This is a genomic window from Amycolatopsis granulosa, from assembly GCF_011758745.1.
Classification (GTDB): domain Bacteria; phylum Actinomycetota; class Actinomycetes; order Mycobacteriales; family Pseudonocardiaceae; genus Amycolatopsis_E; species Amycolatopsis_E granulosa.
The window spans coordinates 3,300,036-3,324,491 of the sequence record NZ_JAANOV010000001.1 but is presented as its reverse complement, the minus strand read 5'-3'; the positions used below and the strand labels follow the sequence as shown (position 1 = coordinate 3,324,491).

Here is a 24,456-nt window from a genome sequence, read left to right as displayed (position 1 = left end):
TCTGGCGGTGTTCACACCTGCGCCTCCAGCGGAGCGACTGGTGTCGGCTTCCGGCGGGCGGTGCGGTGGAGATGAGCCGCGGTGGCGAACAGCGCGGCGAGGGTGACCAGTGTGTAGGCGTTGCCGATGATGTGCTGCCACCAGGTCCAGTGGTATTCGTTGGCTTCGCCCATCGGCAGCAGTTTGTGTGGTCCGACGGCGAAGACGACGACTACGCCCGCCGAGGCCACCGTCGCGAGCGTGTTTCTGGCGCGTAGCGCGTAACCGGCCAGCACCAGCGCGGCCGGGGCGATCCAGACCCAGTGCGCACCCCAGGACACCGGTGAGATCACCAGCATGGCCGCGGCGTTGACCACGAAGGCCAGGGCTGGTCCGACCCGGGACATGATCACCACGGCGGCGATGAGTACCGCGATGAGCAGCGGCGCTCTGAGTGCCCAGTTCCAGCCGAGCGGCAGGTTCAGCCGTCCGGTCGCGGCGGCGATGGCCTGGTTGGTGCCGAACGGGATCCCGGCCATCCCCGCGCCGGTGGTCAGCACACCACCGAACCAGTACTTCACCGACTCGGCCGGCGCGACCAGAAATCCCAGGGCGGTCGCGGTCGCACCGCTGAGCGCCGCGATGCCGATCGTGCGGAAATCCTTGCGTAGCAGGAAGAAGAGCAGGAACGCGGCCGGGGTTATCTTGATCGCGGCCGCGAGTCCGATCAGCAGCCCGCGTGGCCAGCGTGGACGTTCGACGAGGCAGTCGAGGGCGACCAGTGCCATCAGCCAGAGGTTGACCTGGCCGAAGCCGAGGGTTTCCCGCAGCGGCTCCAGCTGCATGAACAACGGTGTGCTCACCGCACTGATCACGATCGCCGCGCGCCTGCCACCAGCAGGCCAGACCCGGCGGGTGACCACGTAGGAGGTGACAGCCAGGGCCGCGACCGACAGCACGACCGTGCCGATTCCCGCGATCCGCAGGGGTGTCACGGTGAACGGCGCCAGTGGGAGCAGCGAGAACGGTGGATAGATGTAGCTCAGTTCATTACCCGCTGAGGCCCGCGGCAGCTTGCCGTACATGTCCTGACCGTGCCACCAGGCCCTGGCACCCAGCTGGAACACCGACAGGTCGACGAACAGGCCGCCGTAGCTGACCGCGGCCCACACGCCAGCCGCCACTGTGGCCAGGCCGCAGGCCAGCACCACCCACGGCAAGCGGCGCGCGGCCGGCTCACGCAGCGCATGAATCATCCGCTGGACAAGACGATCCATCGCCGTCGCACCATCCTCACCGGAAGTTCTTGATCCACGAGGATAGTGCTGGGCGCACCGGTGGTGTCCTCCGCCACAGGCACCGGCTGTGGCACCGGGTGATCGTCGCCCGCGGGGCGGGCAGCAGAATGTCGGCATGTCGGTGCGGCCCGAGATCCAGTACTTCACGGCCCGGGACGGCCTGCGGCTCGCCTACCGGGAGACCGGTGACGGGCGCCCGCTGGTGCTGATCCACGGCTTCTTGTCCACGTCCCAGGTCAACTGGATCAGCTACGGCCACGCCGCGCACCTCGCCGGGCTCGGATTTCGCGTGATCATGCCGGACCTGCGCGGCCACGGCGAGAGCGCGAAACCGCACGACCCGGCCGCATACCCGCCGGACGTGCTCACCGACGACGCCCTCCACCTCGTCGAGCACCTCGGCCTGACCGACTACGACCTGGGCGGCTACTCGCTCGGTGGCCGGACGGCCATCCGCATGCTGGTGCGTGGCGCCCGGCCCCGGCGGGCGGTCGTCGCGGGGATGGGACTGCACGGCATCGAGTACACGAGCGGTGGCACCGCCCACTTCCGCCGGGTGCTGACGAACCTCGGGACGTTCGACCGCGGCACGCCGGAGTGGCGGGCGGAGGCGTTCTTCCGGCAGAGCGGTGGCGACCGCGACGCCCTGCTGCACGTCCTGGACACCTCGGTCGACACGTCCCGGGCGGCCGTGGCCCGGATCGAGACGCCGACGCTCGTGGTGGCCGGCACCGAGGACCCGCACGACAAGACCGCACGGGAGCTGGCGGAGATCCTGCCGCACGGACGCTACGTCAGCGTGCCGGGCAACCACCTCAGCGCTGTCGCGCAACCCGAACTCGGCACGGCGATCGGCGAGTTCCTCACTTCCTGACTCACCCGCCGGTGGCGGCGCGCAGGCGGTCGGCGAGCTCGCGGGTGCGCTCGACGAGCTCCGGCGGGCCGTCGATGGTGTAGGGCACACCCACCATCGGCAGGGTCATCGCGAGCCATTCCCACGAGTCGACCGGGGTGACGAACCGGCAGCGGTGCTCGTCGATCGGTTCCAGCGTGCCCGCCTCGGTCATCAACCGTTCCGCCACCACCTGGACCGGGGCGTCGAACCGAACCACGCCGCGGTGTCTGCTCAGCGGGACGTTCGCACTGGACTGCACGAAGCTCACCGGGTCCGGCGGGAGCGGCCGCGGCGGGAAGGTCGTGCCCGGCACGGTCACGTCGGTGATCCGGTCGATGCGGAACGTCCGCCAGTCGCGGCGGTCGGCGTCCCAGGCCAGCAGGTACCACCGCTTGCCCAGGAGCACCTGGCGGTACGGTTCGACCCGGCGTTCGCTGCGTTCCCCGGCCCGGTTGGTGTATCCGAACCGCACGTGTTCGCGGGCGTGCGCGGCCGTCGCGAGCAGCTGCAGCACGCGCAGGTCGAGCAGGCCCGCGGCGCGGGACGCCGCCTCGGTCGAGGCCAGCACCGCCGCGATCCGGTACCGCAGCCGCGGCGGCAGCACCTGCTCCAGCTTCCGCAACGCACCCTCGGCGGCTCCCGTGGCGCCGTCCACCTGCGCCAGCGCCGCGAAGCGCAGGCCGACCACGGTGGCCACCGCCTCCTCGTCGGTGAGCAGCAGTGGCGGCATCGCCCGTCCGGCCACGAGCTGGTAGCGCCCACCCGGACCGGGTACCGACTCCACCGGAAATCCCAGCTCACGGAGCCGTTCGACGTCCCGCCGCAGGGTGCGCGCGGACACGCCGAGCCGCCCCGCCAGCTCCGCGCCACCCCAGGTGCGGCCGGTCTGCAGCAGCGACAACAGCTCCAGCATCCGCGCGCTCGGTCCGTGCACGAGTCGATCGTGGCAGAAAACGCGGCCAGGATGTGACCGCGATAGGTCCTAGCTTCGGGTGCATGACAGAACTACGGGTGGTGGGAGCCCGCGAACACAACCTCCGCGACGTCACGGTCGCGCTGCCGAAGCACGCGTTCACCGTCGTCACCGGGGTCTCCGGATCGGGGAAGTCCTCGCTGGTGTTCGACACGATCGCCGCCGAATCGCAGCGGCAGCTGGGCGAAACGTTCACCACGTTCGTGCGCCACCGGCTGCCCCGGTACGGCCAGCCGGACGTGGACGCGATCGAGAACCTGTCCGCCGCGATCGTGGTGGACCAGAAGCGGCTCGGCGGGGGGCCGCGCTCGACCGTCGGCACGGTCACCGACATCTACTCGCTGATGCGGCTGCTGTGGTCGCGTGCCGGCCGACCGTTCGCCGGGTACTCGAACGCGTTCTCCTTCAACGATCCGCGGGGGATGTGCCCGCGCTGCGGCGGGCTGGGCACGGCCCGCGCCATCGTGCTCGACGAGCTGGTCGACCGCAGCCGCTCGCTGAACGAGGGCGCGATCCGCTTCCCCACCTTCCAGCCGGGCGGGTGGATGTGGCGCACCTTCGCCGAATCCGGCCTGTTCGACCTGGACAAACCGCTCGCCGACTATGACCCGGCGGAGTGGGACGCGTTCCTGCACGGTGCACCGGAACCGGCGCCGGCGAGGTACGAAGGTCTGCTGCCGCGCTTCGAACGCATCTGGCTGCCCAAGGACGCCGACTCGCTGAAGGGCCGCACCCGTGCGGCGTTCGAGCGGGTGGTGACCCAGGAAACCTGCCCGAAGTGCCACGGCGCCCGCCTCTCCCCGGAGGCACTGGCGTCCACAGTGGCCGGACGCTCGATCGCCGAGTGCGCCGCGATGGAGGCCGAGGACCTGCTGACGTTCGTGCGCACGCTGACCGAACCGGCACCGGTGGTCGCCGGCCTGGTCGCGCAACTGGAGCGGCTCGTGTCGATCGGGCTCGGGTACCTCACGATGGACCGCCCGACCTCGACCCTGTCCGGTGGCGAGTCGCAGCGCGTGAAGATGGTGCGCCACCTGGGCAGCAGCCTCACCGACATGCTCTACGTGTTCGACGAGCCGAGCGTCGGCCTGCACCCGGACGACGTCACGCAGCTGGTCGCCCTGCTCAAGAGCCTGCGCGACAAGGGGAACACCGTGCTGGTGGTGGAGCACGACCCGGACGTGATCACCGCGGCCGACCACGTCGTCGACCTCGGTCCCGGCGCCGGGCAGGACGGCGGCCGCGTGGTCTACCAGGGTGCGGTCGCGGGACTGGCGGACACGCCTACCGGCCGCTACCTGCGGCACCGCCCGCGGATCAAGGAGAACCCGCGCCCGGCCGAGCGGTTCCTGCAGATCCGTGGCGCCACCCGGCACAACCTGCGGGGCGTCGACGCGGACATCCCGCTCGGCGTGCTGACCGTCGTCACCGGCGTGGCCGGGTCCGGCAAGAGCACGCTGGTGCACGGGTTCGTCCCGGACGCGGTGTCGGTCGACCAGAGCCCGATCCGCGGTTCGCGCCGGTCCAGCCCGGCCACGTTCACCGGGATGCTCGACGGCATCCGGCAGCGGTTCGCCGCCGCGAACGGGGTGAGCCCGTCGCTGTTCAGCGCGAACTCCGCGGGGGCCTGCCCGCGCTGCCACGGCCTCGGCGTGCTCTACACCGACCTGGCCTTCCTCGACCCGGTGGTCTCGACGTGCGAGGAGTGCGAGGGGCGGCGGTTCGTCGAGGACGTCCTGCGCTACACCTACCGCGGCCGCACGATCAGCGAGGTGCTCGACCTCAGTGCGCGGGACGCGCGGGAGGTCTTCCCGGACGAACCGGTGCTGGACCGGCTGGTCGAGGTGGGGATCGGGTACCTGTCGCTGGGCCAGCCGCTGAACACGCTGTCCGGCGGCGAGCGGCAGCGCCTCAAGCTCGCCGTCGAGCTCGCCCGGCCCGGCCGCACCTACGTCTTCGACGAGCCCACCACCGGGCTGCACCCCGCGGACGTCGCCGGCCTGATCGAGCTGTTCGACCGGCTGGTGTCGGCCGGTTCGACGGTCGTGGTGATCGAGCACAACCTGGACGTGATCGCGCGGGCGGACTGGATCGTCGACATCGGCCCCGGCCCGGGCCGGCACGGCGGGCGGGTGCTGTTCCAGGGACCGCCGGCCGAGCTGGTCCGACAGGAGCGGTCCACGACCGGGCGGCACCTGGCCCGGCTGTCAGGGAACCGCTAACCCGGCCCCGCGCAGCGCCTCCTCGACGCGCAGGCGTTCCACGTCGCGTTCCACGCCCTCGGGGAGGTCGTCCAGCCAGTGCCGCAGGCCGAGCGCGGCGCACGCCTGCACCAGCAGCGCGTCGTACGCCTGGCACGTCGCTCGGCGGCGGACCATCGGCGCCCCGGGAGCGAGGCCCTCCAGTGCGTGGCGCACTCGGCGCAGGTCCGCGGCCAACCGTTCGATGGGCAGGCCGGCCGGGACGGGCTCACCGTGGCGCCGCAGGGCGGCGACCATCGCGGGGGTCTTGCTCGCGAGCCAGAACACCACCGCCGGCGTGACGCACGTGACCAGGTAGATCGCCACGTTGACCACCATGGCCCAGGATAGGCGCGCGCCCCGCGCTGCCGGCCAGTCTGTACCGGTTCCGGACGCGGGAATATCGCCCGGTCTCGCGGCGTCGGGTACGGTAGTAGTTGAACTTTCAAACATGGAGGCTGCGATGAGTGCGACTCCCGTGCTCTACCTGAGCCATGGCGCGCCACCGCTCGCCGACGATGCCCGATGGACCCGCCAGCTCGCGGACTGGTCGGCGAACCTGCCCCAGCCGAAGGCGATCCTCGTCGTCTCGGCGCACTGGGAGGAGGCTCCGGTCACCGTCGGAGCCACCACGACGGTCCCGCTGGTCTACGACTTCTGGGGCTTCCCGGACCGTTATTACACGGTCACCTACCCGGCACCCGGCGCGCCCGGACTCGCCGCCAAGGTGCGCAAGCTCCTGCGCGGGCCCGGCACCGAGGTGCACGAAGCACCCGAGCGCGGCCTCGACCACGGCGCCTACGTGCCGCTGGTGGAGATGTACCCGGACGCCGACGTACCGGTGCTGCAACTGTCCATGCCGACGCTCGACCCGCGGCAGCTGTTCGAGCTGGGCCGCAAGCTCAAGCCGTTGCGCGACGAGGGTGTGCTGATCATCGGCAGCGGGTTCTTCACGCACAACCTCTCCGCGATGGGGGTCGGCGTGGACGGCACGCCGCCGCAGTGGTCGGCCGAGTTCGACCAGTGGGGCGCGGAAACGCTGCGTGCCCGCGACCTCGACGCGCTGCTCGACTTCCGCCACAAGGCACCGGCCGCCACCCTCGCGCACCCGCGCATCGAGCACTTCGCGCCGCTGTTCGTCAGCCTCGGCGCCGGTTCCGAGGACGACCGGCCGGAAACCGTGATCGACGGCTACTGGTACGGCCTGGCGAAGCGGTCCGTGCAGATCGGCTGACCGGGCGCAGCGAAACGGGCCCGGGAGCGTGTGCTCCCGGGCCCGCCTCGATCAGGGCATCAGCCCTGGATGTGGATTCCCTTGCCGCTCACCAGGTCGGTGACCTGGTTGAAGACGGCGGTCGGGTTGGAGTCCAGCTGCGCGAGAGCCGGGACGTCGCCGTGGGGCAGCAGGCCCTCGGCGTTCGTGGGCAGCTCCGGCAGCGTGGGCAGGCCCGCGGCGGGCAGCTCGACCGGCAGCGTGTTCGCCTGCGGCAGCGCGGAACGCTCCGAGCGGACCGGCAGCGACGGCAGCGCGGTGGCCCCCATCTCCGGCATGGTGATGGGCAGGTCGATCTGCGGCTTGCGGTCGGCGACCGAGATGTCCGTCGCGTTCTGGACGGCGGTGCTGGTGACCGCGATCAGGCCGGCCGGGATGTTGTAGACCTGGACGACCGCGCCCAGCGGCACCTGCTTGGCGATGCCCGACAGGGCCTTGGCCGGGCCGGACGTGGTGTCCGTGCCGCCCACGGTCCCGGTGGTGTCGTTCACGGCGACCGCGTGCGCGACCCCGCCCAGCGAGGCGGCGTTGCCGAACACCTGCGCCACCGCGGCGGCCGGGACGTCGAAGATGTCGCCGGACAGCGCGCCGCCCTCGCCCGAGGTGGTGATGTCCCCACCCGAGGTGGCCTCGGTGCTGTTCAGGCCGGCCGCGTGCGCCACGCCGACCAGGCTCGCGGCGTTGCCGAACACCTGCGCCACCGGCAGCAGCTGGGCCGCGACCACGTCGCCGGCGATCGAGCCGCCGTCACCGTTGGTCGTGGCGTCGCCGCCCGCGGTGGACACGACGTCGTTGGCGCCGTCGCCCTTCACGACACCGCCCCACACCGCGGCGTCACCGAACACGGTGGCCACGGCGCCGACCGGCGCCTCGATGATGTTGCCGGCGATCGAGCCGCCCTCACCCGTGGTCGACAGGTCGCCGCCCGCGGTCGAGTCGGTCTCGTTGTCCGACAGGCCGAAGCCGTTGCCGATCCAGGCACCGCCGATGCCGTGCACCTGCGCCGGCAGCGAGACCGGAACCGCGCCCAGGTTGCCCGACAGGAAGCCTTCCTTGCCGTTGGCGTGCCCGGTGCCACCCGCGGTGGAGGTGGTGTCGGTCGCGGCCGCGCCGCTGCCCTGGCCGATCCACGCCCCGCCGATGCCGAACGCCTGCACCGGGGCCGACACCGGAACCTGCACCAGGTTCGCGCTGCCCGCGCCGTGGTCGTCCTGGGTGTTGCCGCCACCACCGGAGGTCACGGTCTTGGTCTCGCTCGCCTTACCGGCGCCCTGGCCGATCCACGAGCCACCGACGCCGAAGATCTCGGCGGGCAGGGCCACCGGGGTCTGCACGACGTTGCCCGAGCCGGTGGAGTCGTTGCCCTGGCTGCCGTTGTAGCCGCCGGCCTTCACGTCCTTGGTCTCGGTCGCGCTGCCCGAGGCGTTGCCGATCCACGAGCCGCCCACGCCGAAGACCTCGACGGTGCCGGCCGGCGGGGCGGACACGGTGTTGCCACCGATGAACGAGCCGTTGCCGCTGGTGTAGGTGCCCGAGCCGGCCTCGGCGTCGGTCTCGTTGTCGCAGCCGCTGGCGTGCGCGTTGCCGATCCAGGTCCCGCCGACGCAGAACGCCTCGACCGGGAGCGCGACGGGCGCGTCCGCGATGTTGCCGGAGCCGGCCGCGTCCTCACCGCTGGTGCTGGTGAAGCCCCCGGACTTGGCGTCGCTGCCGAGGTCCACGCCGCCGTGCTTGCGGTCCGCGCCGCCGCCGACGAGCGAGTTGCCGATCCAGGCCGCGGCGTTGCCCGCGACGGTCGCCGGCACCGCGGGCTGCGGCTGCGCGACGTTGCCGGCCAGGAACGAGTCGTCCCCGTCGGTCTGGATGTAGCTCGGGATGCCGTTCATGCCCGGCTTGGTGTCGCCCGCCTGGGCCGCGGCGTCGTAGGCACCGGCCGGCACGTCGGCGTCGCCACCCCAGGAGACGGCGTTGCCGGACACCTTGGCGGGCAGGGCCACCGGCACGCCGGCGACGTTACCGCTGCCCGCGCCCTTCGACCCGTGCGTCTGGATCGAGCCACCGGACTGCGCCTCGCTGGAGCCCGCGAAGTCGGTTTCGGCGTGGCCGAGGAACCAGCCCAGCGCGTTGCCCGAGACCTGCAGCGGGGTCGCGCCCTGCGGGGAGACGACGTTGCCGGCCAGGCCGCCGTTGGTGCCGTCGGTGTCGATGTCACCGGTGGTCGACGCGGACTGCGTGGCGCTGCCGGAGGAGTGGCCGCTGCCGACGAGGCCGAGTGCGTTGCCCGAGATCTGGACGGGCAGGGCCCAGTCCAGCGCCACCACGTTGCCGGCGAGGCCGCCGTGCGCGCCGCTGGTCTTGATGTCGGAGTTGTGCGCGTAGCTCTGGGACGCGTCCGAGTGGACGTGCGCGTCACCCAGCACGCCGAGGGCGTTGCCGCTGATCAGGATCGGCAGAGCGGCGTTGGCCGAGACCTTGTTGCCGTGGAACGGGTCGCCGTTGTCCTGCACGGAAGGAGCGAAGTCCTGCGCGGCGCGCTGCGCGCCGGGGTGCGTCGCCTGGCCGACGCGCTCGGCGGCACCGCCGGCGGCGTCGGTGGCCTTCGCGACCACACCGTTGGCAGCACCGAGGGCCGGGGCGGCGGGCTTCAGGGCACCCGTCTTGGCGATCGGGGCCGAAGCCTTGTTCACCGCGTCGGTGACCGGCTTGGTGCTGATCTCCTTGTGCACCTCGGGAAGGTCGACCTGCTTGCCCAGTGTGCCCAGGGCGTTGTCCTGGACGTCGACCGGGACGCTCAGGTTGACGTCCAGCGGACCGGCAGGACTGTCCGGGTTGACGTTCTCGTCGGCAGATGCGATGCCGGTACCCAGCATCAGCAAGCCACCCGTGACCAGCGCGGTCTGAATTCCGCGCTTTGCCCAGGTCTGCATGGGGTATCTCCTTTTCTTCGGGTTCCCTTGCGGGGCTTGGGGGTCGGTGCACGAACAGAGCACCGGGGATCGCGGGCATGGGTGAGGAAGCCCGCGAAGGCTGGAAAAGCGGGGTGCTCTGGCTGTGCGCGCGACGCCGGTCCGAAGAAGGGGCACGGCGAAACAGGGCGGCGCTCGAGCTACCCCGCGCGTAAATCAGTCAGGAGTGACACCGGGCTGCTCGCCCGGCTGAACCGGCGTGTGCCGGGAAACGATGCGGACGGCACTGCGGTCGTCCACACCGTGCACGGCCGGGCCGCCGGCGGGAACGCCGAACAGCAGGCCGTCGAGGTGACCACCGGTGGCGACACCACCGGGGGCCATCGGAACGCCCGCGGGCGCGAGCGGTCCGTGCAGCGGCGAGTACGGGAACTGGTCCCGCTCGTCACCGTGGGTGCGGCCGGTGCCATCGTCGTGCCGGACGGCCGTGACCGCCTCGACGGCCGCGCCTTCCGGCGCGGTCATCGCGACCGGGCCCACGACGGGCGGGGCCCCGAAGACGGGCAGCGCCTGCGCCACCGTCGGCACAACGGACTCGTTGTGCGCGGAGGTGGCGTGCAGGCCCGGCAGCTTGATCAGGCCGGCGCCGTTCGGGTGCAGGAAGTCCCACACCTTGGCGCGGAAGTCCCGGAACGCCGGCGTGGGGGTCAGCGCCTGGCCGATCACCTGCGGCGCGTCCTGCGGCTTGCGGCTGATGTGCTCGGCCGTGCCGAGGGTGCGCGCCACCGGGCGCAGCACCGCGTCGCGGGTGAAGGTGTGCACCGTCTGACGCAGGTCCGCAGCAGCCTCCGCACCGCGGGCGGGAATGGCGGGGCCACCCGCCGTGCCGTACCGCAGCGCGGTGGCGGTGGTGTCGCCGACCAGATCGGAGACACCCCAGGTGAGGTCGTCGGTGGCGGCCATCACGCGGTCGGTGACCGGGGTCGCCTCGTCGCCGTTCGGCTGCGCTTCGGCCGCGGGCGCGGGGGCGAGCTGGGCGGCGGAGGCGGTCGCGTCGCCGATCAGCCAGGCGGCCGCGATGCCGGCGACAGTGCCGGTGATCAGGAGCAGGGCGCGGACGAGCCAGCGCACGGCGGATGCCGTGCCCCTGCTCATGGCCGCGTTAGCCTGCAACACCGTGCTCCTGTCGGAAGAAGTTGATCGCGGTCTTCCCGGACTGGTCGCGTCCGAAACCTCGTCGCATCGATGCGGTAACCGCTTGCGCGATCGAGATAACCAAATTTCTGGCCCCCAGCGCACCTTTGACACGCCTTGATCGCACGATCGTGTGAAGAACACCGCGTGCGGCAGGGTATCACCGGACGTGATCTTCCCCGGTCGCACCGGCGGGGTGCCCAGGATGCGACGGATCCTGGGCACCCCAAGGAAAATCAGCTCTGGGCACCTCGAACGATCGACGAGATCGCGAAAACCGTGACACCGCGGGAAGATCTCCTGCGCATCACCAGCACTCCCGAACGACGTTCAAGCCTGAAAGCGCTATCCGAGCGCGCCCTGGACGATTGACGGGATCGCACCCGCCCACGCCGAGCTCGCCAGACCGGCGGCACCGGCACCGGCCAGCGCCCCGGACTGGTTCCAGGCGTTGACGTAGTCCGCACCCGTCGGGTGCGACGGCACCACCACCGGGGCGGTGAGCCCGCTGTCGTCCCGGACGCCCACGGCCCCGGCCGCGCCCTCGACGATCGACGGGATCGCACCGGCCCACGCCGAGCTCGCCAGGCCCGCGGCGCCCGCGCCGAAGCACGCCCCGGACTGGTTCCACGCGTTCACGTAGTCGGCGCCGGTCGGGTGCGCGGGGACCTGCGCGGGGCAGGACACCTCGGACGCCGACGCGGTACCGCCGGTGACACCCATCGCGAGCAGGCCGGCCCCCACCAGCACCGCCGCGGCCGTCGTCTTGCGGAATTTGCTGAACATCTCAGTGCACTCCTCGTTCTCCGGACCGGAAGTTCCACGCACTCCCGTCGAAATCGACCGTAAGGGCGTCTCGAAAGAATTGACCAGATTCCCCACCCAGAAGTGTGAAGAAACCGGTTCAGAGCAGCACAAAAGACCGCTCTACGCCGAATAAGCGCTGGTCAGAGCGGTGCCAAAAAGAAAAGGCGGAAAGAAGCAAGCAGGTCAGGAAACCGTTCGACGACCTCTCCGGAAGAATTCGGTGAAGGCGGCGAAGGAAGCCAGGGAAATGCCGGGCGGAACGGGGGGCGGAATCGCCCGTTCCGTCCCGAGCGGCGAGCGCGGAGGGCAGGTGGTGGTCCGTGCCGTCATGGCGAAGGCCGACTCCTCTCATCGCGCTGGGGCGCAGCGCGATCACGCACCGTCGATCTTGGTCGCAGATTGACATACCGGCGGAACTTGTGCTTATCCGATCACTGTTCATGCGCCGATCGGGTGACGCGCCGGACAGGCAGCGCACTCAGCGGCGCTGGCCCTGCCGTGTTCGTCCGGGTCGATAGGCTGGACCCGTGAGCGAGCCGCAGCCTCCGAAGTACGGATTTCTCAGCGACGACTCGGTCGTCCCGCGTGGCCTGCGGGTGAGCGCCGCGTTCGGCTGGCGGTTCCTGGTCGTGGCGGCCGCCGCGTACCTGATCCTGCGCCTGCTGGCCTACCTGTCGGTCGTGGTGATCCCGGTGGCGATCGCACTGCTGCTCGCGGCGCTGCTCGCCCCGGCGGTGGCGCGGCTGGTGCGGGTGAAGGTGCCGCGCGGGCTGGCGACCGCGATCGTGCTGATCGGCGGGCTCGCGGTGCTGGGCGGGCTGCTCACCTTCGTCATAACGCAGGTCACCGACGGCCTGCCCGCGCTGACCAGCCAGGTCAACAACAGCCTGAACCAGATCAAGAACTTCCTGATCAACGACCTGCACCTCAAGCAGGAGCAGATCCAGCAGTTCATCGACAACTCGATCAGCTTCCTGCAGAACAACCAGGCCGCGTTCACCAACAGCGCGCTCACCACCGCTACCACGGTCGGGGAGATCCTCACCGGCTTCGTGCTGACGCTGTTCGTCACGATCTTCTTCCTCGCCGGCGGCGACCGGATCTGGGACTGGCTGATGCTGGGCGTCCCGAGCCGGGTCCGGCAGCGCGTGGACGTGGCCGGCCGCCGCGGATTCGCCTCGCTCGTCGCGTTCGTCCGGGCCACCGCCGCGGTCGCGGTGGTGGACGCCGTCGGCGTGGGCATCGGGCTGGCGATCCTCGGCGTGCCGCTCGCGATTCCGCTGTCCACGCTGGTGTTCCTGGGTGCCTTCATCCCGATTTTCGGCGCGGTGATCACCGGTGCGGTCGCCGTGCTCGTCGCGCTGGTCACCAAGGGGTTCGTGACCGCGCTGATCGTGCTGGCCATCCTGATCGCGGTGATGCAGCTGGAGAGCCACATCCTGCAGCCGCTGCTGCTCGGCCGGGCGGTGAAGCTGCACCCGCTGGCCGTGGTGCTCGGCATCGCCGCCGGCCTGGTGGTCTACGGCATCCCGGGCGCGCTGCTCGCCGTGCCGCTGATGTCGATCGTCAACGCCGGGGTGCGGTCGCTGCTGCACGAGGTCGATCCGAACCCGGCGGAGGTCGACGTGCTGCACGACATCGAGGCCGTGCCCAACGCCGATCGGGACGGCGACGACGAGGAACCCGGCGCCCCGGGCAAGAAGTGAGCCGCCGGTTCGGGCCCACCGCGCGCGAACCGGCCACCCCGCTGTGGTGGGGCACGATCGGGCTGCGCGTGGTCACGCTGCTGTTCGCCCTCGGCGCGGTGATCGTGCACAGCTCCGGCTACCAGCGGCCCTGGCTGGCCTGGGCCGTGCTCGGCGCGATGACACTGTGGACGGTCGCGACCGGCCTGGTCTACGCGCGTGAAGACCTGCGGTGGCGGTGGCGCTGGTTCGTCCTGGCCGACGTGCTGATCACCTGCGGGCTGATGCTCACCTCGCCGTGGATCCTGACCGCGCAGCAGAACACCGCGGTGGCCCCGCTGATCACGACGGTGTGGGTGGCCGGCGCCCCGGTCGCCGCGGGCACCCGTTTCGGCGGCCTCGGGGGCGTCGCCGCGGGACTGGTGGTCTCGGCGGCGACCGGGATCGCCCGGCACGGGTTCACGCTGGACGTCGCGCGCGACGGTGTGCTGCTCGTCGCGAGCGGGCTGCTGATCGGGATGAGCGCGACGACCGCGCGGAAGTCGGCGGCCACGCTCGCCGAGGCGCTGCGCACCGAGGCCGCCAACGCCGAGCGGGAACGGCTGGCGCGGGACATCCACGACAGCGTGCTGCAGGTGCTCGCGCGGGTTCGCCGGCGCGGCGCCGAGCTGGGCGGGGAGGCGGCCGAGCTCGCCGAGCTGGCCGGGGAGCAGGAGATCGCGCTGCGCGCGCTGGTCACCACCGGTCCGGCGCGGCACCACACCGGCGAGACCGGTCTGCGGGCCGCGTTGCAGCTGCTCGGATCCTCGAAGGTGCAGGTCGCGGCTCCCGCCGGGGAGGTGAACCTGCCCGCGGAGAAGACCGCCGAGCTGGTCGCCGTCGTCCGCGAGGCGCTGTCCAACGTCGACAAGCACGCCGGGGCGGCCGCCAAGGCGTGGGTGCTGCTGGAGGACCTGGGCGGCGAGGTCGTGGTGACCGTGCGGGACGACGGTCCGGGCATCCCCGAGGGACGGCTCGCCGCCGCCGAGGGTGAGGGCCGGATGGGGGTGGTTCGCTCGATGCGGGGACGCGTGGCCGCGCTCGGTGGCACGATCTCCCTGGAGACCGGGCCAGGGCAGGGGACGGAATGGGAGATCCGGGTGCCGAGGACATGATCAGCGTGATGGTGGTCGACGACCACCCGATCTGGCGGGACGGCGTGGCACGCGACCTCACCGAGAACGGGTTCGACGTGCGGGCGACGGCGCCGGACGCCGCGGCGGCGGTACGCATCGCGACGACCGTGCGGCCCGACGTCGTGCTGATGGACATGAACCTGGGCAGCACCTCCGGCGTGGACGCGACGCGCGAGATCACCACGTCGCTGCCGGACACGCGGGTGCTGGTGCTGTCGGCCAGCGGCGAGCACAGCGACGTGCTGGAAGCGGTGAAGGCCGGCGCGTCCGGCTACCTGGTGAAGTCCGCGTCGGTGGCGGAGCTCGTCGACGCGGTCCGCCGGACCGCCGAGGGCGACCCGGTGTTCACGCCCGGGCTGGCCGGCCTGGTGCTGGGCGAGTACCGGCGGATGGCGGAGGCACCGGCGGGCGGGGTGGCGCCGCCGCGGCTCACCGAGCGGGAGACGGACGTGCTGCGGCTGGTCGCCAAGGGCCTGACCTCGCGGCAGATCGCCGAACGGCTGGTGCTGTCGCCCCGCACGGTGGAGAACCACGTGCAGTCGACGCTGCGGAAGCTGCAACTGCACAACCGGGTCGAACTGGCACGGTACGCGATCGAGCACGGGCTCGACAAAGACTAGGGGTTTTCCCGGATTCCCTAAGGGATGCACCGGCTTAGCCTGGGAGCATGGGCGAGGAGACCGGAACAACGCCGTTGCACCCCCGTGACCTGCGGGTCTCGGACGGGGAGCGTGAGCACGTCGTCGAGGTGCTGCAGAAGGCGATCGGCCGCGGCATGATCGACCTCGACGAGTTCACCGAGCGCACCGACACCGCCCTGAAGGCGCGGACCAGGGGAGAGCTGAACACGGTGCTCGCCGACCTGCCCGGGCTGGTGCACCCCGAGGCGTACGCGGGTGCGCCCGCCCCGGCCGTCGCCCACGTGCCGGGCCGGCGGCTCGAGCTCGGCGCGAAGTACTCCGCGCTGGTGCGCAACGGGCACTGGCTGGTGCCGGGCGAGGTGGTCGTGCGCAGCCGCTACGGTTCGACCAAGCTCGACTTCACCGAGGCGCAGGTGACCAGCCCGGTGGTGCACATCGAGCTGGACTCCAAGTGGAGCTCGGTCGAGGTGGTCATCCCCGAACACGCGGCGGTGGACCTGAACGCGATCACCGAGATCAAGTACGGGTCGCTGCAGGACAAGACGGGGTCCGACGGCCGGCCGGGCAACCCGCGGCTGGTGTTCGCGGGCCGCCTGCACGGCGGTTCCCTGGTGATCCGCCATCCGCGGCGCGGCTTCTTCGCGCACTAGGGTTCCGCCCGCCCGGGTGGTTCCCGCCACGCGCCGTCGGCTCGCCCTCGACGGTCACCTCGCCCGCAAGCGCTTGCAGCCGCTCCGCCGCGACCACACCTTCGCCCGGCCCAGCACGCCGTCCACGTCAGACGGTTCCAGGGCCGGGTTCGCCCTGGGGGCCGGGATCGAGTTCTCCCCGCCCGGCGCCACGACCTCGAAGGCCGTCCCAGCATTCTTCTCCGGGTGAACGTGAAGTTCCGTGTAACTTCTGGGGCGAATAGTGCGACACTAAGGTGAGCGTCCGAGAAGTTCCCCCGCGCGGGGCATTTTCCGGATCGGGACGTCCCGCGAGGGGGTTACGCGGGCTCCCACCTGTCGTCCGGTACCGGAAGCCGGGCATCGGGTCGCTGGTACCGATCGCGTAGCCCCCCGAGCGATCGGTACCGGCGGCGCCCGATCACCCCCGGATCACCCCGCTGACCTTCTAGAATGCCGGAATGGACAAGCCGACCCGGCGGGGTCGCGAGCGTGCGGCGACCGACCAGGACATCCGCCGCACCGCGCGCAAGCTCCTCGTCGAGCGCGGACCGGAAGCCGTGACACTGCGGGCCATCGCCCGTGAACTCGGCATCACGGCACCCGCCCTGTACCGGTACTACGGCTCCCGCGACGACCTGGTCGAGCACCTCCGCCTCGATGTCGTCGCCGACCTGGCCGCCGAACTCGCCGAGGAACTGTCCGGGCTGCCCGACGACGGGGCGGTGCAGCTGTTCGCCATCTGCCGCGGCTTCCGGCGCTGGGCGCTGACGCACACCAAGGAATTCACCCTGGTGTTCGCCTCGCCGACGGGGGAGGTCGGCTCCGCGGCCGGCAGCGTGGCGACGCTGAACCGGGTGAACGAGCCGTTCGGCCGGATCTTCCTCACCGCCGCGGGCCACCTGCTCGCCAACTTCCAGCTGGAGATCCCCCCGGCCGAGTCGGTGCCCGTCGAACTGCACGACGACCTCACAGCGTTCCAGGACGAACTGCTGGCCGTGCTCGCCGAGTCCGGTGTCGGCTTCCCCCCGGAGAAGCTCGACCTGAGCACCACGTACGTGATGATCCAGTTCTGGGCGCGGCTCTACGGGCACGTGACGCTGGAGGTGTTCGGCAACTACCCGATCCCGATGTCCAAGCCGGACGCCGTGTTCGACGCGCTCCTGGCCGACCTCGCGCGCGAGATCGGCCTGGACACGCCCTGGACCTAGAGCACCACGTTCACCAGGCGGCCCGGCACGACGATGACCTTGCGCGGGGTGCCGCCATCCAGCAGCGCCACGATCTTCTCGTCGGCCAGCGCCGCGGCCTCGACCGCGTCCTTGCCGGCGCCGGCAGGCACCTGGATCCGCGCCCGGACCTTGCCGTTGACCTGGATCGGGTACTCCACCGTGTCCTCGACCAGGTACTTCTCGTCGGCGACGGGGAACGGGCCGTGCACCAGGGAACCCTCGTGGCCCAGCCGGTGCCACAGCTCCTCCGCGATGTGCGGGCACAGCGGCGCCAGCATCAGCACCAACGGCTCGACCAGTTCCCGCGGGGTCGACTCGGCACCGCCGTAGACCTTGGTCAGGTGGTTGTTGTACTCGATCAGCTTCGCACCCGCCGTGTTGAACCGCAGGCCCGAGTAGTCGTCGCGGACACCGGCGATGGTCCGGTGCAGCATCCGCCGGTCGGCGTCGGTGGGCTCGTCCGCGGACACGCGCAGCTCGCCGGTCTGCTCCGAGACCACCAGCCGCCACACGCGCTGCAGGAACCGGTGGGCACCGACGACGTCCTTCGTCGCCCACGGCCGGGAGTCGGCCAGCGGGCCCATGGACATCTCGTAGAACCGGAAGGTGTCGGCCCCGTAGTCCGCCGCCATCTGGTCGGGCGTGACCACGTTCTTCAGGCTCTTGCCCATCTTCCCGTACTCTTGCCGGACTTCCTTGCCCTGGTGGAAGAACTTGCCGTCGCGCTCCTCCACCTCCTCGGCCGGGACGTAGAAGCCGCGCTCGTCGGTGTAGGCGTACGCCTGGATGTAACCCTGGTTGAACAGCCGCCGGTACGGCTCCTCGGCGCTGACGTAACCCAGGTCGAACAGCACCTTCTGCCAGAAGCGCGCGTACAGCAGGTGCAGCACGGCGTGCTCGACCCCGCCGACGTAGAGGTCCACACCCCCCGGGTCGTGCACGCCGTGCTCGGCCGGGCGCGGGCCCATCCAGTACTGCTCGTTGCCCGCGTCGACGAACCGCTCCGCGTTGTCCGGGTCGATGTAGCGCAGCTGGTACCAGCACGATCCGGCCCAGTTGGGCATCGTGTTGGTGTCGCGGCGGTAGGTCTTCGGGCCGTCGCCCAGGTCCAGCGTCACCTCGACCCAGTCACTCGCCCGGGACAGCGGCGGCGACGGCTCGGTGTCGGCGTCCTCCGGGTCGAAGGTGCGCGGCGAGTAGTCGTCCACCTCGGGCAGCTCGACCGGCAGCATGCTCTCCGGGATCGCGTGTGCCTGGCCGTGCTCGTCGTACACGATCGGGAACGGCTCGCCCCAGTACCGCTGCCGGGAGAACAGCCAGTCGCGCAGCTTGTACTGCACCGTGCCGGTGCCGTGGCCGTTCTCCTCCAGCCAGGCGATGATCGTCTTCTTCGCGTCGTCGACGGTCAGCCCGTCCAGGCTGAGCCCGTTCTCCTGGCGCGAGTTGATCGCCACGCCGTCACCGGTGTACGCCTTGCCGTCGAAGCCCTCGGTGGGCTGGACGGTGCGCACGATCTCCAGGCCGAACTTCTCCGCGAAGTCCCAGTCGCGCTGGTCCTGCGCCGGCACCGCCATGATCGCGCCGGTGCCGTAACCCATCAGCACGTAGTCGGCGATGAAAACCGGGATCTGCTTGCCGTTGACCGGGTTCACCGCGTACGAGCCGACGAAGACGCCCGTCTTGTCCTTGCTCTCCTGGCGGTCCAGTTCGGACTTCCGGGCCGCGGCGCGGCGGTAGGCGGCGACGGCCTCGGCCGGGGTGGTGGCGCCACCGGTCCACCGCTCGTCCACTCCGGACGGCCACTGCGCCGCGGTCAGCTCGTCGACCAGCGGGTGCTCGGGCGCCAGAACCATGTAGGTGGCGCCGAACAGGGTGTCCGGCCGGGTGGTGAAGACCTCGATGGTGTGCTCGCCGGCGGCGAACGAGACGCGCGCACCGTGCGACCGGCCGATCCAGTTGCGCTGCATCGCCTTGACCTTCTCCGGCCAGTCCAGGCGGTCCAGGTCGTCCACCAGCCGGTCGGCGTAGGCGGTGATGCGCATCATCCACTGCCGCAGGTTGCGGCGGAACACCGGGAAGTTGCCGCGCTCGCTGCGGCCGTCCGGCGTGACCTCCTCGTTGGACAGCACGGTGCCCAGGCCGGGGCACCAGTTCACCGGCGCCTCCGAGATGTAGGCGAGCCGGTACTCGTCCAGCACCGCCAACCGCTCCGCGCGGCTCAGCTCGTCCCACGCGCGCCCGTCCGGCGTGGCGCGTTCACCCCGCGCGAACTCGGCTTCCAGCTCCTCGATCGGGCGCGCCTTGCCCTGTTTCTCGTCGTAGAAGGAGTGGTAGATGCGCAGGAAGATCCACTGCGTCCACTTGTAGTAGTCCGGATCGATCGTCGCGATCCGGCGGCGCTCGTCGTGGCCGAGGCCCAGCCTGCGGATCTGCCGCAGGTAGGTCTCCATGTTCTGCTCGGTGGTCTTGCGCGGGTGCTGGCCCGTCTGCACCGCGTACTGCTCGGCGGGCAGGCCGAACGCGTCGAAGCCCATGGTGTGCAGGACGTTGCGCCCGATCATGCGGTGGTAGCGGGCGTAGACGTCGGTCGCGATGAAGCCCAGTGGGTGTCCCACGTGCAGTCCGGCCCCCGACGGGTAGGGGAACATGTCCTGCACGAAGAGCTTGTCCGAGGGAACGCCTTCGCCGGTCGCGAGCGAGCCGGCCGGGTTCGGTGCGTGGAAGGTGCCGTGATCGGCCCAGTAGTTCTGCCAGCGCAGCTCGACCCGACCGGCCAGGTCGGCGTTGTACCGGTGGCCGGGCGTTTCCTCGATTGCTTCACTCACCCGCCCATGGTAAGCGGGCCCGGCCTGCGGGTTCTCAGCGCACCGCGAATGCGATGACCTGCGTGATCTGGTTCGGCGAGAAGTTGTCGTCGCTCACCAGGACCAGCGTCCGCTCACCGCTGGGCAGCCGCGGGCCCCAGGTCATCCCCTCGACGTTGTCGACCTTGGACAACGGGTAGTCGTCCAGGTCGAGCAACAGCTCCTTGCGCACCGGCCGGACCTGCGCGCCCACCAGGGACGGCGTGTGCAGGACATCGGTCGCGCCGCGGGTGTCGATCCGGTAGATCCGCACCTTGTCACCCACGCCGGGCACGAACGCCCGCTCCATGACCAGGTAGCGGCTGGGGTCGAGGGGGTCGGCGGCGAGGATCGAGGAGACACCGGTGCCGCCGCCCGCGTCGGGCGCGAAGACGGGCTCCTGCGGATAGGCGTATTGCGCGAGGATGGTGCCGCCGCGGGTCTGCACGGTGATCCGGGACAGCGCGCCGTGCTCGGCCGTGGCGACCGGGCCGTCCTGCAGCAGCGGCCCCTCCAGCGAGCTGACCACGAGCGTGCCGCCCGCGGCGAAGGTGAGCCCCTCGAGCACCAGGTTCCGCCGCGGCCCCGACTCCGGTCGCATCCGCTCGTCGTCCGGGATCGGCAGGTCCCGCACGTACCCGCCGTCCCGGCGGGCCACCCGGATCGACGGGTCGGCGAGCACGGTCGCGCTGCGCTCGCCCTCCTGGCTCCAGAAGTAGGCGCCGGTGACCGGGTCGACCCGCATCTCCTCGGGGTCGACCGAGCCCTCCGGGTAGGTGCTCCCGTCGGGCTGCCGGAAGAGCCCGGCGCCGGTGAACGAGACCGGCCCGACACCCGCGGAGCCCAGCGGGACCTTCGCGGTGAAGAACCGCGCGGGCCCCTCGGCGGTGTCGTCGGCGATGAACACGTACTCCCCGGTCCGTGGGTCGTAGTCGATGCTCGACAGCTCGCCGACCGGGTAGTTCCCGACAGCGAGCGCGTGCGGGACGATCCGTTCCCCGAGGAAGCGCACCGGCGTGGCGGACGCGTGCGCGGCGGGAGCGACGGACAGGAGAAGACATCCGGCGAGCGCGCCGGTCGCGAGTCGCTTCAGCATGGCGTGCAGCACACCGGACCCGGGTGTCCAGCCGCTAGCGCGAACATCACGCCTATCCTCGACCTCGTGCTGGTAGTCGCGCTCATTCCTCTGGTGCTCGGTGTCGTCGTCGGCTGGGGCGGTCTGCTCGGCTGGCGGGAGAAGCTGCCGCGCGACCGCGGCGCCGGGGTGCGCACTGTCGCCACGCTGCGCTCCGACGAGGCGTTCCGGCTCGCGAACCGGGTCGCCGGGCTGCCCACGATGGTGGCCGGGGTGGTCGGGGTCGCCGCCGGTCTCGCCGGCCTGTTCATGCCGGGGACCGCGGGTGTCCTGGTCGCCACCGTGATCGGGCTGGCCGGCATGTTCGCCCTGGTCGCCGGCGGTGGTGTGCTCGGTCACCGCGCCGCCGCGGCCGTGCCGCCGCCCGCGCCCACCGTGCCGGCCGGCTGTGCGGGTTGTGCGTGCGGCGGATGCGCGGTGCAGCGCGCCTGAGTCCGCTCAGTTCCGCTGCAGATCACCGGGATGGGTGGCCAGCAACGCCGTCGGAACACCTTGACGGCGGAGCACCTGACCCCACAGATCACGCTCCGGCGCGGCCAGCACGTCGCCGGGCAGCGCCGGCACGATGAGCCAGTCACCGCGTTCGATCTCGCCCGCCAGCTGACCGGAGTCCCAGCCCGCGTAACCGGCGAACACCCGCAGGCCACGCACCTTCGGCGCCAGCGCATCCGGATCGGTGTCCAGGTCGACCAGCGCCACCGGGCCACGCACGCCGATCAGCCCCGGCACCCCGGACGCCGTCTCCCCGGCACGCAACGCGGCCAGGCACAACGCCGTCTTCTTCTCCACCGGCCCGCCGACGAACACCGACTGCGGCTCCACCACGTGCCGTCCCCAGCTGGGCAGCACGTCGTCCACCGGCACGTCGCTCGGCCGGTTCAGGACGACCCCGAGCGTCCCCTCCTCCCGGTGGTCGATGACGAACACCACCGTGCGGCGGAAGTTGGGATCGAACATCGTAGGAGCGGCGACCAGGAGCGATCCCGGTTCAACCTCGGCGTCCGCTGGCACCTCACCATGATCTCACTCCGGCGGAACGAGGCCACATCGCCGGGAACAAGGCCCGGCCGTCTCCCGTTGAACCAGGTGGCCGGCGCACTCCGTGTCCCCCGGGCCCACTAGAGAAAAGCCTTTGTGGAATACCGTCCGGCTGGAGCCACACTGCGCCACGCCGCCGAGAGGCGACCAAGTGCGCCGGCCCCCGATTTGGCCTCGCCGCCCGCCCTCCGCACCGTAAGCTGGTGAGCCGTGACAGCGAGTGCGCAGCCGTCGGTCGAAAAGGTCCCGCCCCGCGCGTTCTTCGCGATGGCGGGCTTCCGGACGCTGCTGTTCACCCGCTTCGGCGCGCAGTTCTCCGACGGCATGTTCCGCGCCGGGCTGGCCGGTGCGGTGCTGTTCAACCCCGAGCGCGGCGCCGATCCGCTGACCATCGCCGGCGGGTTCGCCGTCCTGCTGCTGCCGTACTCGCTGATCGGGCCGTTCGCGGGCGCACTGCTGGACCGCTGGGACCGCCGCCGCGTGCTGATCGTGGCCAACCTGCTGCGCGGCACCGCGATCGTGGCGACCGCCGTCGCCGTCGGGTTCGGCTCGTCCGGGATCGAACTGTTCGTGCTCGCGCTGATCGTCGAGGGCATCTCGCGGTTCGTCGGGTCCGGGCTGTCCGCGTCCCTGCCGCACGTCGTGCCGCCGGGCGGGCTGGTCACCGCCAACGCGCTGGCGACCACGCTGGGCTCGCTGGTCGCGGTCCTCGGCGGTGGCGCCGCGATCGGGCTGCGGGCGCTGATCGGCACCGGGAACAGCGGGTCCGGCTGGACGACGGCCGCCGCGATGCTGCCCACGCTGGTCGCGGCCGCGATCGCCCGCCGGTTCGCGCGCGGCCGCCTCGGGCCGGACACGGTCGACGAGCCACGCGACGCCCTCCTCGCGGTGGCGCGCGGCCTGATCGACGGCGCCCGGGCCGCCCTGGCGGTGCCGAGCGTCGTCGCCGGGTTCGTGGCGCTGCTCGCGCACCGCGCGTCCTACGGCATCTCGCTGCTGCTCACGGTGCTGCTGCTGCGGTACAGCTTCACCGACCTCGGCCTGCTCAAGGCCGGGCTGCCCGGGCTGGGCCAGCTCGCCGCGATGGCCGGCGCCGGCATCCTGCTCGCCGGTCTCCTCACGCCGCGGCTGGTCCGCCGGCTCGGCCGGCGCCGGACGATCCCCGGCGCGCTGCTGCTCGCCGCGGCCGCCCAGGCCGGGCTCGGCCTGCCGATGACCCTGCCGACGGTGCTGGTCGCGTCGTTCGTCATCAGCTCGGCCGGGCAGGTCGTCAAGCTCTGCGTGGACTCCGCCATCCAGCACGACGTGCCCGACGAGGCCCGCGGCCGGGTGTTCTCGCTCTACGACACGCTCCTCAACATCACGCAGGTGATCGCCGTCTCCCTCGCCGCGACGGTCGTGCCGCTGACCGGCCGGTCGGTGCCGCTGCTGCTCGCCGCCACCGTCGTGTACCTGCTCGGCACGACCGGTTACCTGGTCATCGCGCGCCGCTCGCGCACCGAGTGAAACGGTTTCCGGTGATCGCTCCGGCCGGACGAGGACCGGCAACTAGAGTGGCCCCGTGAGCACCCCGGGGGACGACCGCGCGCAGAAGGAAGCCCGCAACGCGGCGATGCGCGAGACCGTCGACCAGTTGCTGGACAAGTTCAACCAGCAGACCGCGCAGTTGCGTGAGGCGCAACGAGCCGCGTCCGAGCTGACCGCGGAACTGTCCTCCCCGGACGGTCTGGTCAAGGTCACCGTCGACGCCCAGGGCGCGCTCGCCGACCTCACCCTCGCGCCGACCACGTTCGACCGCACCCGGCCGGAAGCGCTGGCCCGCACGATCCGCGACCTCGTCCGGCGCGGGATGCTGCAGGTCAAGCAGGAGCAGGCGGAGCTGTTCCGGCCGCTCACCGCGGATCTGCCCGACCTTGCCGAGTTCATCGAGGGCGCCCCGTCGCTGGCCGGTCTCATGCCGGAGATCCCGGACTTCCTCGACCCCGAGCGGGAGCCGGAGCCTGCCCAGGACCCGGAATCCCGGCCGATCCTGCGCCCGGCCACCCCACCTGCTCCGCCCGCACCGAAACCGGTGACGCGTCGGCCGCGTCCAACGACCGACGACGACGAGATGCCGGAGACGTGGATGACGCGGGGTGACCGATGACCGGACCCGGTACCGGCCATGACATGGACCCGGACACGGTCCGCCGCGGCGCGGGGAAGTTCCCGCACGCCGGCGACCTGCTCAAGGAAGCGGGCGAGGCGCTGAAGGCCGCGCTCGCCGCGCAGGGAGCCTGCTGGGGTCACGACGAGTCCGGCCAGGCGTTCGCGAAGGACTACGAGCCGGCGGCGAAGAACTGCGTAGCGGCCTTCACCGGTCTGGACCAGGCGCTGAAGGGCGTCGCGAAGACCGTCAAGTCGGCCGCGGACGCCACCGAAGGCACGCACAAGGAAGCCGAGAAGGTCATCAAGCGCCGGGGCCGGATCTGACG

The 24,456-nt window shown here is 71.5% G+C and carries 22 protein-coding genes; 13 read left to right on the top strand and 9 right to left on the bottom strand.

What is annotated here, in order from left to right:
* Nucleotides 1-11: 11 nt before the first annotated feature.
* Nucleotides 12-1,256 (bottom strand): glycosyltransferase family 87 protein, encoded by a 1,245-nt coding sequence (locus tag FHX45_RS16145; RefSeq protein WP_167102144.1) that lies wholly within the window; start codon nt 1,254-1,256, stop codon nt 12-14.
* A 136-nt stretch (nt 1,257-1,392) separates the two neighbouring features.
* Here FHX45_RS16145 and FHX45_RS16140 point away from each other — a divergent pair, with 136 nt between their 5' ends.
* Nucleotides 1,393-2,151, top strand: coding sequence for an alpha/beta fold hydrolase (locus FHX45_RS16140; protein ID WP_167102141.1), 759 nt, complete (start codon nt 1,393-1,395; stop codon nt 2,149-2,151).
* A 1-nt stretch (nt 2,152) separates the two neighbouring features.
* Here the strand turns inward: FHX45_RS16140 and FHX45_RS16135 are convergent, their stop codons facing one another.
* Nucleotides 2,153-3,106 carry a helix-turn-helix transcriptional regulator gene (locus tag FHX45_RS16135; protein WP_341771487.1) on the bottom strand — a complete coding sequence of 318 codons (954 nt, stop codon included), beginning with the start codon at nt 3,104-3,106 and terminating at the stop codon, nt 2,153-2,155.
* Between the two features lie 62 nt (nt 3,107-3,168).
* Between FHX45_RS16135 and FHX45_RS16130 the strand changes: the two genes are divergently transcribed.
* Complete coding sequence (locus tag FHX45_RS16130) at nt 3,169-5,367, top strand: excinuclease ABC subunit UvrA (RefSeq protein ID WP_167102138.1); 2,199 nt, start codon at nt 3,169-3,171, stop codon at nt 5,365-5,367.
* On the opposite strand, the gene FHX45_RS16125 is transcribed toward FHX45_RS16130, so the two are convergent.
* A complete protein-coding gene (locus tag FHX45_RS16125) occupies nt 5,353-5,724 on the bottom strand; it encodes a hypothetical protein (RefSeq protein ID WP_167102136.1) in 372 nt (123 codons plus the stop codon). The genes FHX45_RS16130 and FHX45_RS16125 overlap by 15 nt on opposite strands.
* Before the next feature lie 124 nt (nt 5,725-5,848).
* On the opposite strand from FHX45_RS16125, the gene FHX45_RS16120 reads away from it, so the two are divergent.
* Nucleotides 5,849-6,619: a dioxygenase family protein gene (locus FHX45_RS16120; protein WP_167102133.1), complete on the top strand. Its 771-nt coding sequence runs from the start codon at nt 5,849-5,851 to the stop codon at nt 6,617-6,619.
* 59 nt (nt 6,620-6,678) lie between these two features.
* On the opposite strand, the gene FHX45_RS16115 is transcribed toward FHX45_RS16120, so the two are convergent.
* The 3 genes from FHX45_RS16115 to FHX45_RS16105 all read right to left on the bottom strand — a co-directional run bounded on the left by FHX45_RS16115 (nt 6,679) and on the right by FHX45_RS16105 (nt 11,544).
* Complete coding sequence (locus FHX45_RS16115) at nt 6,679-9,585, bottom strand: beta strand repeat-containing protein (RefSeq protein WP_167102131.1); 2,907 nt, start codon at nt 9,583-9,585, stop codon at nt 6,679-6,681.
* A gap of 195 nt (nt 9,586-9,780) precedes the next feature.
* Nucleotides 9,781-10,719: a hypothetical protein gene (locus FHX45_RS16110; protein ID WP_208405949.1), complete on the bottom strand. Its 939-nt coding sequence runs from the start codon at nt 10,717-10,719 to the stop codon at nt 9,781-9,783.
* Between the two features lie 384 nt (nt 10,720-11,103).
* Complete coding sequence (locus FHX45_RS16105; protein ID WP_167102128.1) at nt 11,104-11,544, bottom strand: hypothetical protein; 441 nt, start codon at nt 11,542-11,544, stop codon at nt 11,104-11,106.
* Nucleotides 11,545-12,092: 548 nt separating this feature from the next.
* Between FHX45_RS16105 and FHX45_RS16100 the strand changes: the two genes are divergently transcribed.
* The 6 genes from FHX45_RS16100 to FHX45_RS16075 all read left to right on the top strand — a co-directional run bounded on the left by FHX45_RS16100 (nt 12,093) and on the right by FHX45_RS16075 (nt 16,945).
* Nucleotides 12,093-13,271, top strand: coding sequence for an AI-2E family transporter (locus FHX45_RS16100; RefSeq protein ID WP_167102125.1), 1,179 nt, complete (start codon nt 12,093-12,095; stop codon nt 13,269-13,271).
* Nucleotides 13,268-14,404 (top strand): MacS family sensor histidine kinase, encoded by a 1,137-nt coding sequence (gene macS, locus FHX45_RS16095; RefSeq protein ID WP_167102122.1) that lies wholly within the window; start codon nt 13,268-13,270, stop codon nt 14,402-14,404. The genes FHX45_RS16100 and macS overlap by 4 nt, the downstream gene beginning before the upstream one ends.
* Nucleotides 14,401-15,045, top strand: coding sequence for a response regulator (locus FHX45_RS16090; RefSeq protein ID WP_167109046.1), 645 nt, complete (start codon nt 14,401-14,403; stop codon nt 15,043-15,045). Before macS ends, FHX45_RS16090 begins: the two co-directional genes overlap by 4 nt.
* 47 nt (nt 15,046-15,092) lie before the next feature.
* Entirely contained in the window at nt 15,093-15,716 is a 624-nt protein-coding gene (locus FHX45_RS16085) for a DUF1707 SHOCT-like domain-containing protein (RefSeq protein WP_167102119.1), read from the top strand.
* A 16-nt stretch (nt 15,717-15,732) separates the two neighbouring features.
* The gene (locus tag FHX45_RS16080; RefSeq protein WP_167102116.1) at nt 15,733-15,945 is read left to right on the top strand and encodes a hypothetical protein; all 213 of its coding nucleotides are present in this window, start codon (nt 15,733-15,735) and stop codon (nt 15,943-15,945) included.
* A 250-nt stretch (nt 15,946-16,195) separates the two neighbouring features.
* Nucleotides 16,196-16,945, top strand: coding sequence for a TetR/AcrR family transcriptional regulator (locus FHX45_RS16075; RefSeq protein ID WP_167102112.1), 750 nt, complete (start codon nt 16,196-16,198; stop codon nt 16,943-16,945).
* On the opposite strand, the gene leuS is transcribed toward FHX45_RS16075, so the two are convergent.
* Nucleotides 16,942-19,791 carry a leucine--tRNA ligase gene (gene leuS, locus FHX45_RS16070; protein ID WP_167102110.1) on the bottom strand — a complete coding sequence of 950 codons (2,850 nt, stop codon included), beginning with the start codon at nt 19,789-19,791 and terminating at the stop codon, nt 16,942-16,944. The two genes, FHX45_RS16075 and leuS, sit on opposite strands and share 4 nt — an antisense overlap.
* Before the next feature lie 34 nt (nt 19,792-19,825).
* On the bottom strand, nt 19,826-20,905 hold the full coding sequence (locus FHX45_RS16065; RefSeq protein ID WP_167102107.1) for an esterase-like activity of phytase family protein: 1,080 nt from the start codon (nt 20,903-20,905) through the stop codon (nt 19,826-19,828).
* A gap of 66 nt (nt 20,906-20,971) precedes the next feature.
* Between FHX45_RS16065 and FHX45_RS16060 the strand changes: the two genes are divergently transcribed.
* Nucleotides 20,972-21,376, top strand: coding sequence for an SdpI family protein (locus tag FHX45_RS16060; RefSeq protein WP_167102104.1), 405 nt, complete (start codon nt 20,972-20,974; stop codon nt 21,374-21,376).
* Nucleotides 21,377-21,382: 6 nt separating this feature from the next.
* On the opposite strand, the gene FHX45_RS16055 is transcribed toward FHX45_RS16060, so the two are convergent.
* On the bottom strand, nt 21,383-21,955 hold the full coding sequence (locus FHX45_RS16055; RefSeq protein ID WP_167102101.1) for a YqgE/AlgH family protein: 573 nt from the start codon (nt 21,953-21,955) through the stop codon (nt 21,383-21,385).
* A gap of 294 nt (nt 21,956-22,249) precedes the next feature.
* Here FHX45_RS16055 and FHX45_RS16050 point away from each other — a divergent pair, with 294 nt between their 5' ends.
* Genes FHX45_RS16050 through FHX45_RS16040 form a run of 3 tightly spaced genes read left to right on the top strand, consistent with a single transcriptional unit; the run spans nt 22,250 to nt 24,454 of the window.
* Nucleotides 22,250-23,488, top strand: coding sequence for an MFS transporter (locus FHX45_RS16050; RefSeq protein WP_167109044.1), 1,239 nt, complete (start codon nt 22,250-22,252; stop codon nt 23,486-23,488).
* A gap of 55 nt (nt 23,489-23,543) precedes the next feature.
* Entirely contained in the window at nt 23,544-24,128 is a 585-nt protein-coding gene (locus FHX45_RS16045; RefSeq protein ID WP_167102098.1) for a YbaB/EbfC family nucleoid-associated protein, read from the top strand.
* Nucleotides 24,125-24,454, top strand: coding sequence for a WXG100 family type VII secretion target (locus FHX45_RS16040; RefSeq protein ID WP_167102095.1), 330 nt, complete (start codon nt 24,125-24,127; stop codon nt 24,452-24,454). Before FHX45_RS16045 ends, FHX45_RS16040 begins: the two co-directional genes overlap by 4 nt.
* Nucleotides 24,455-24,456 lie beyond the last annotated feature (2 nt).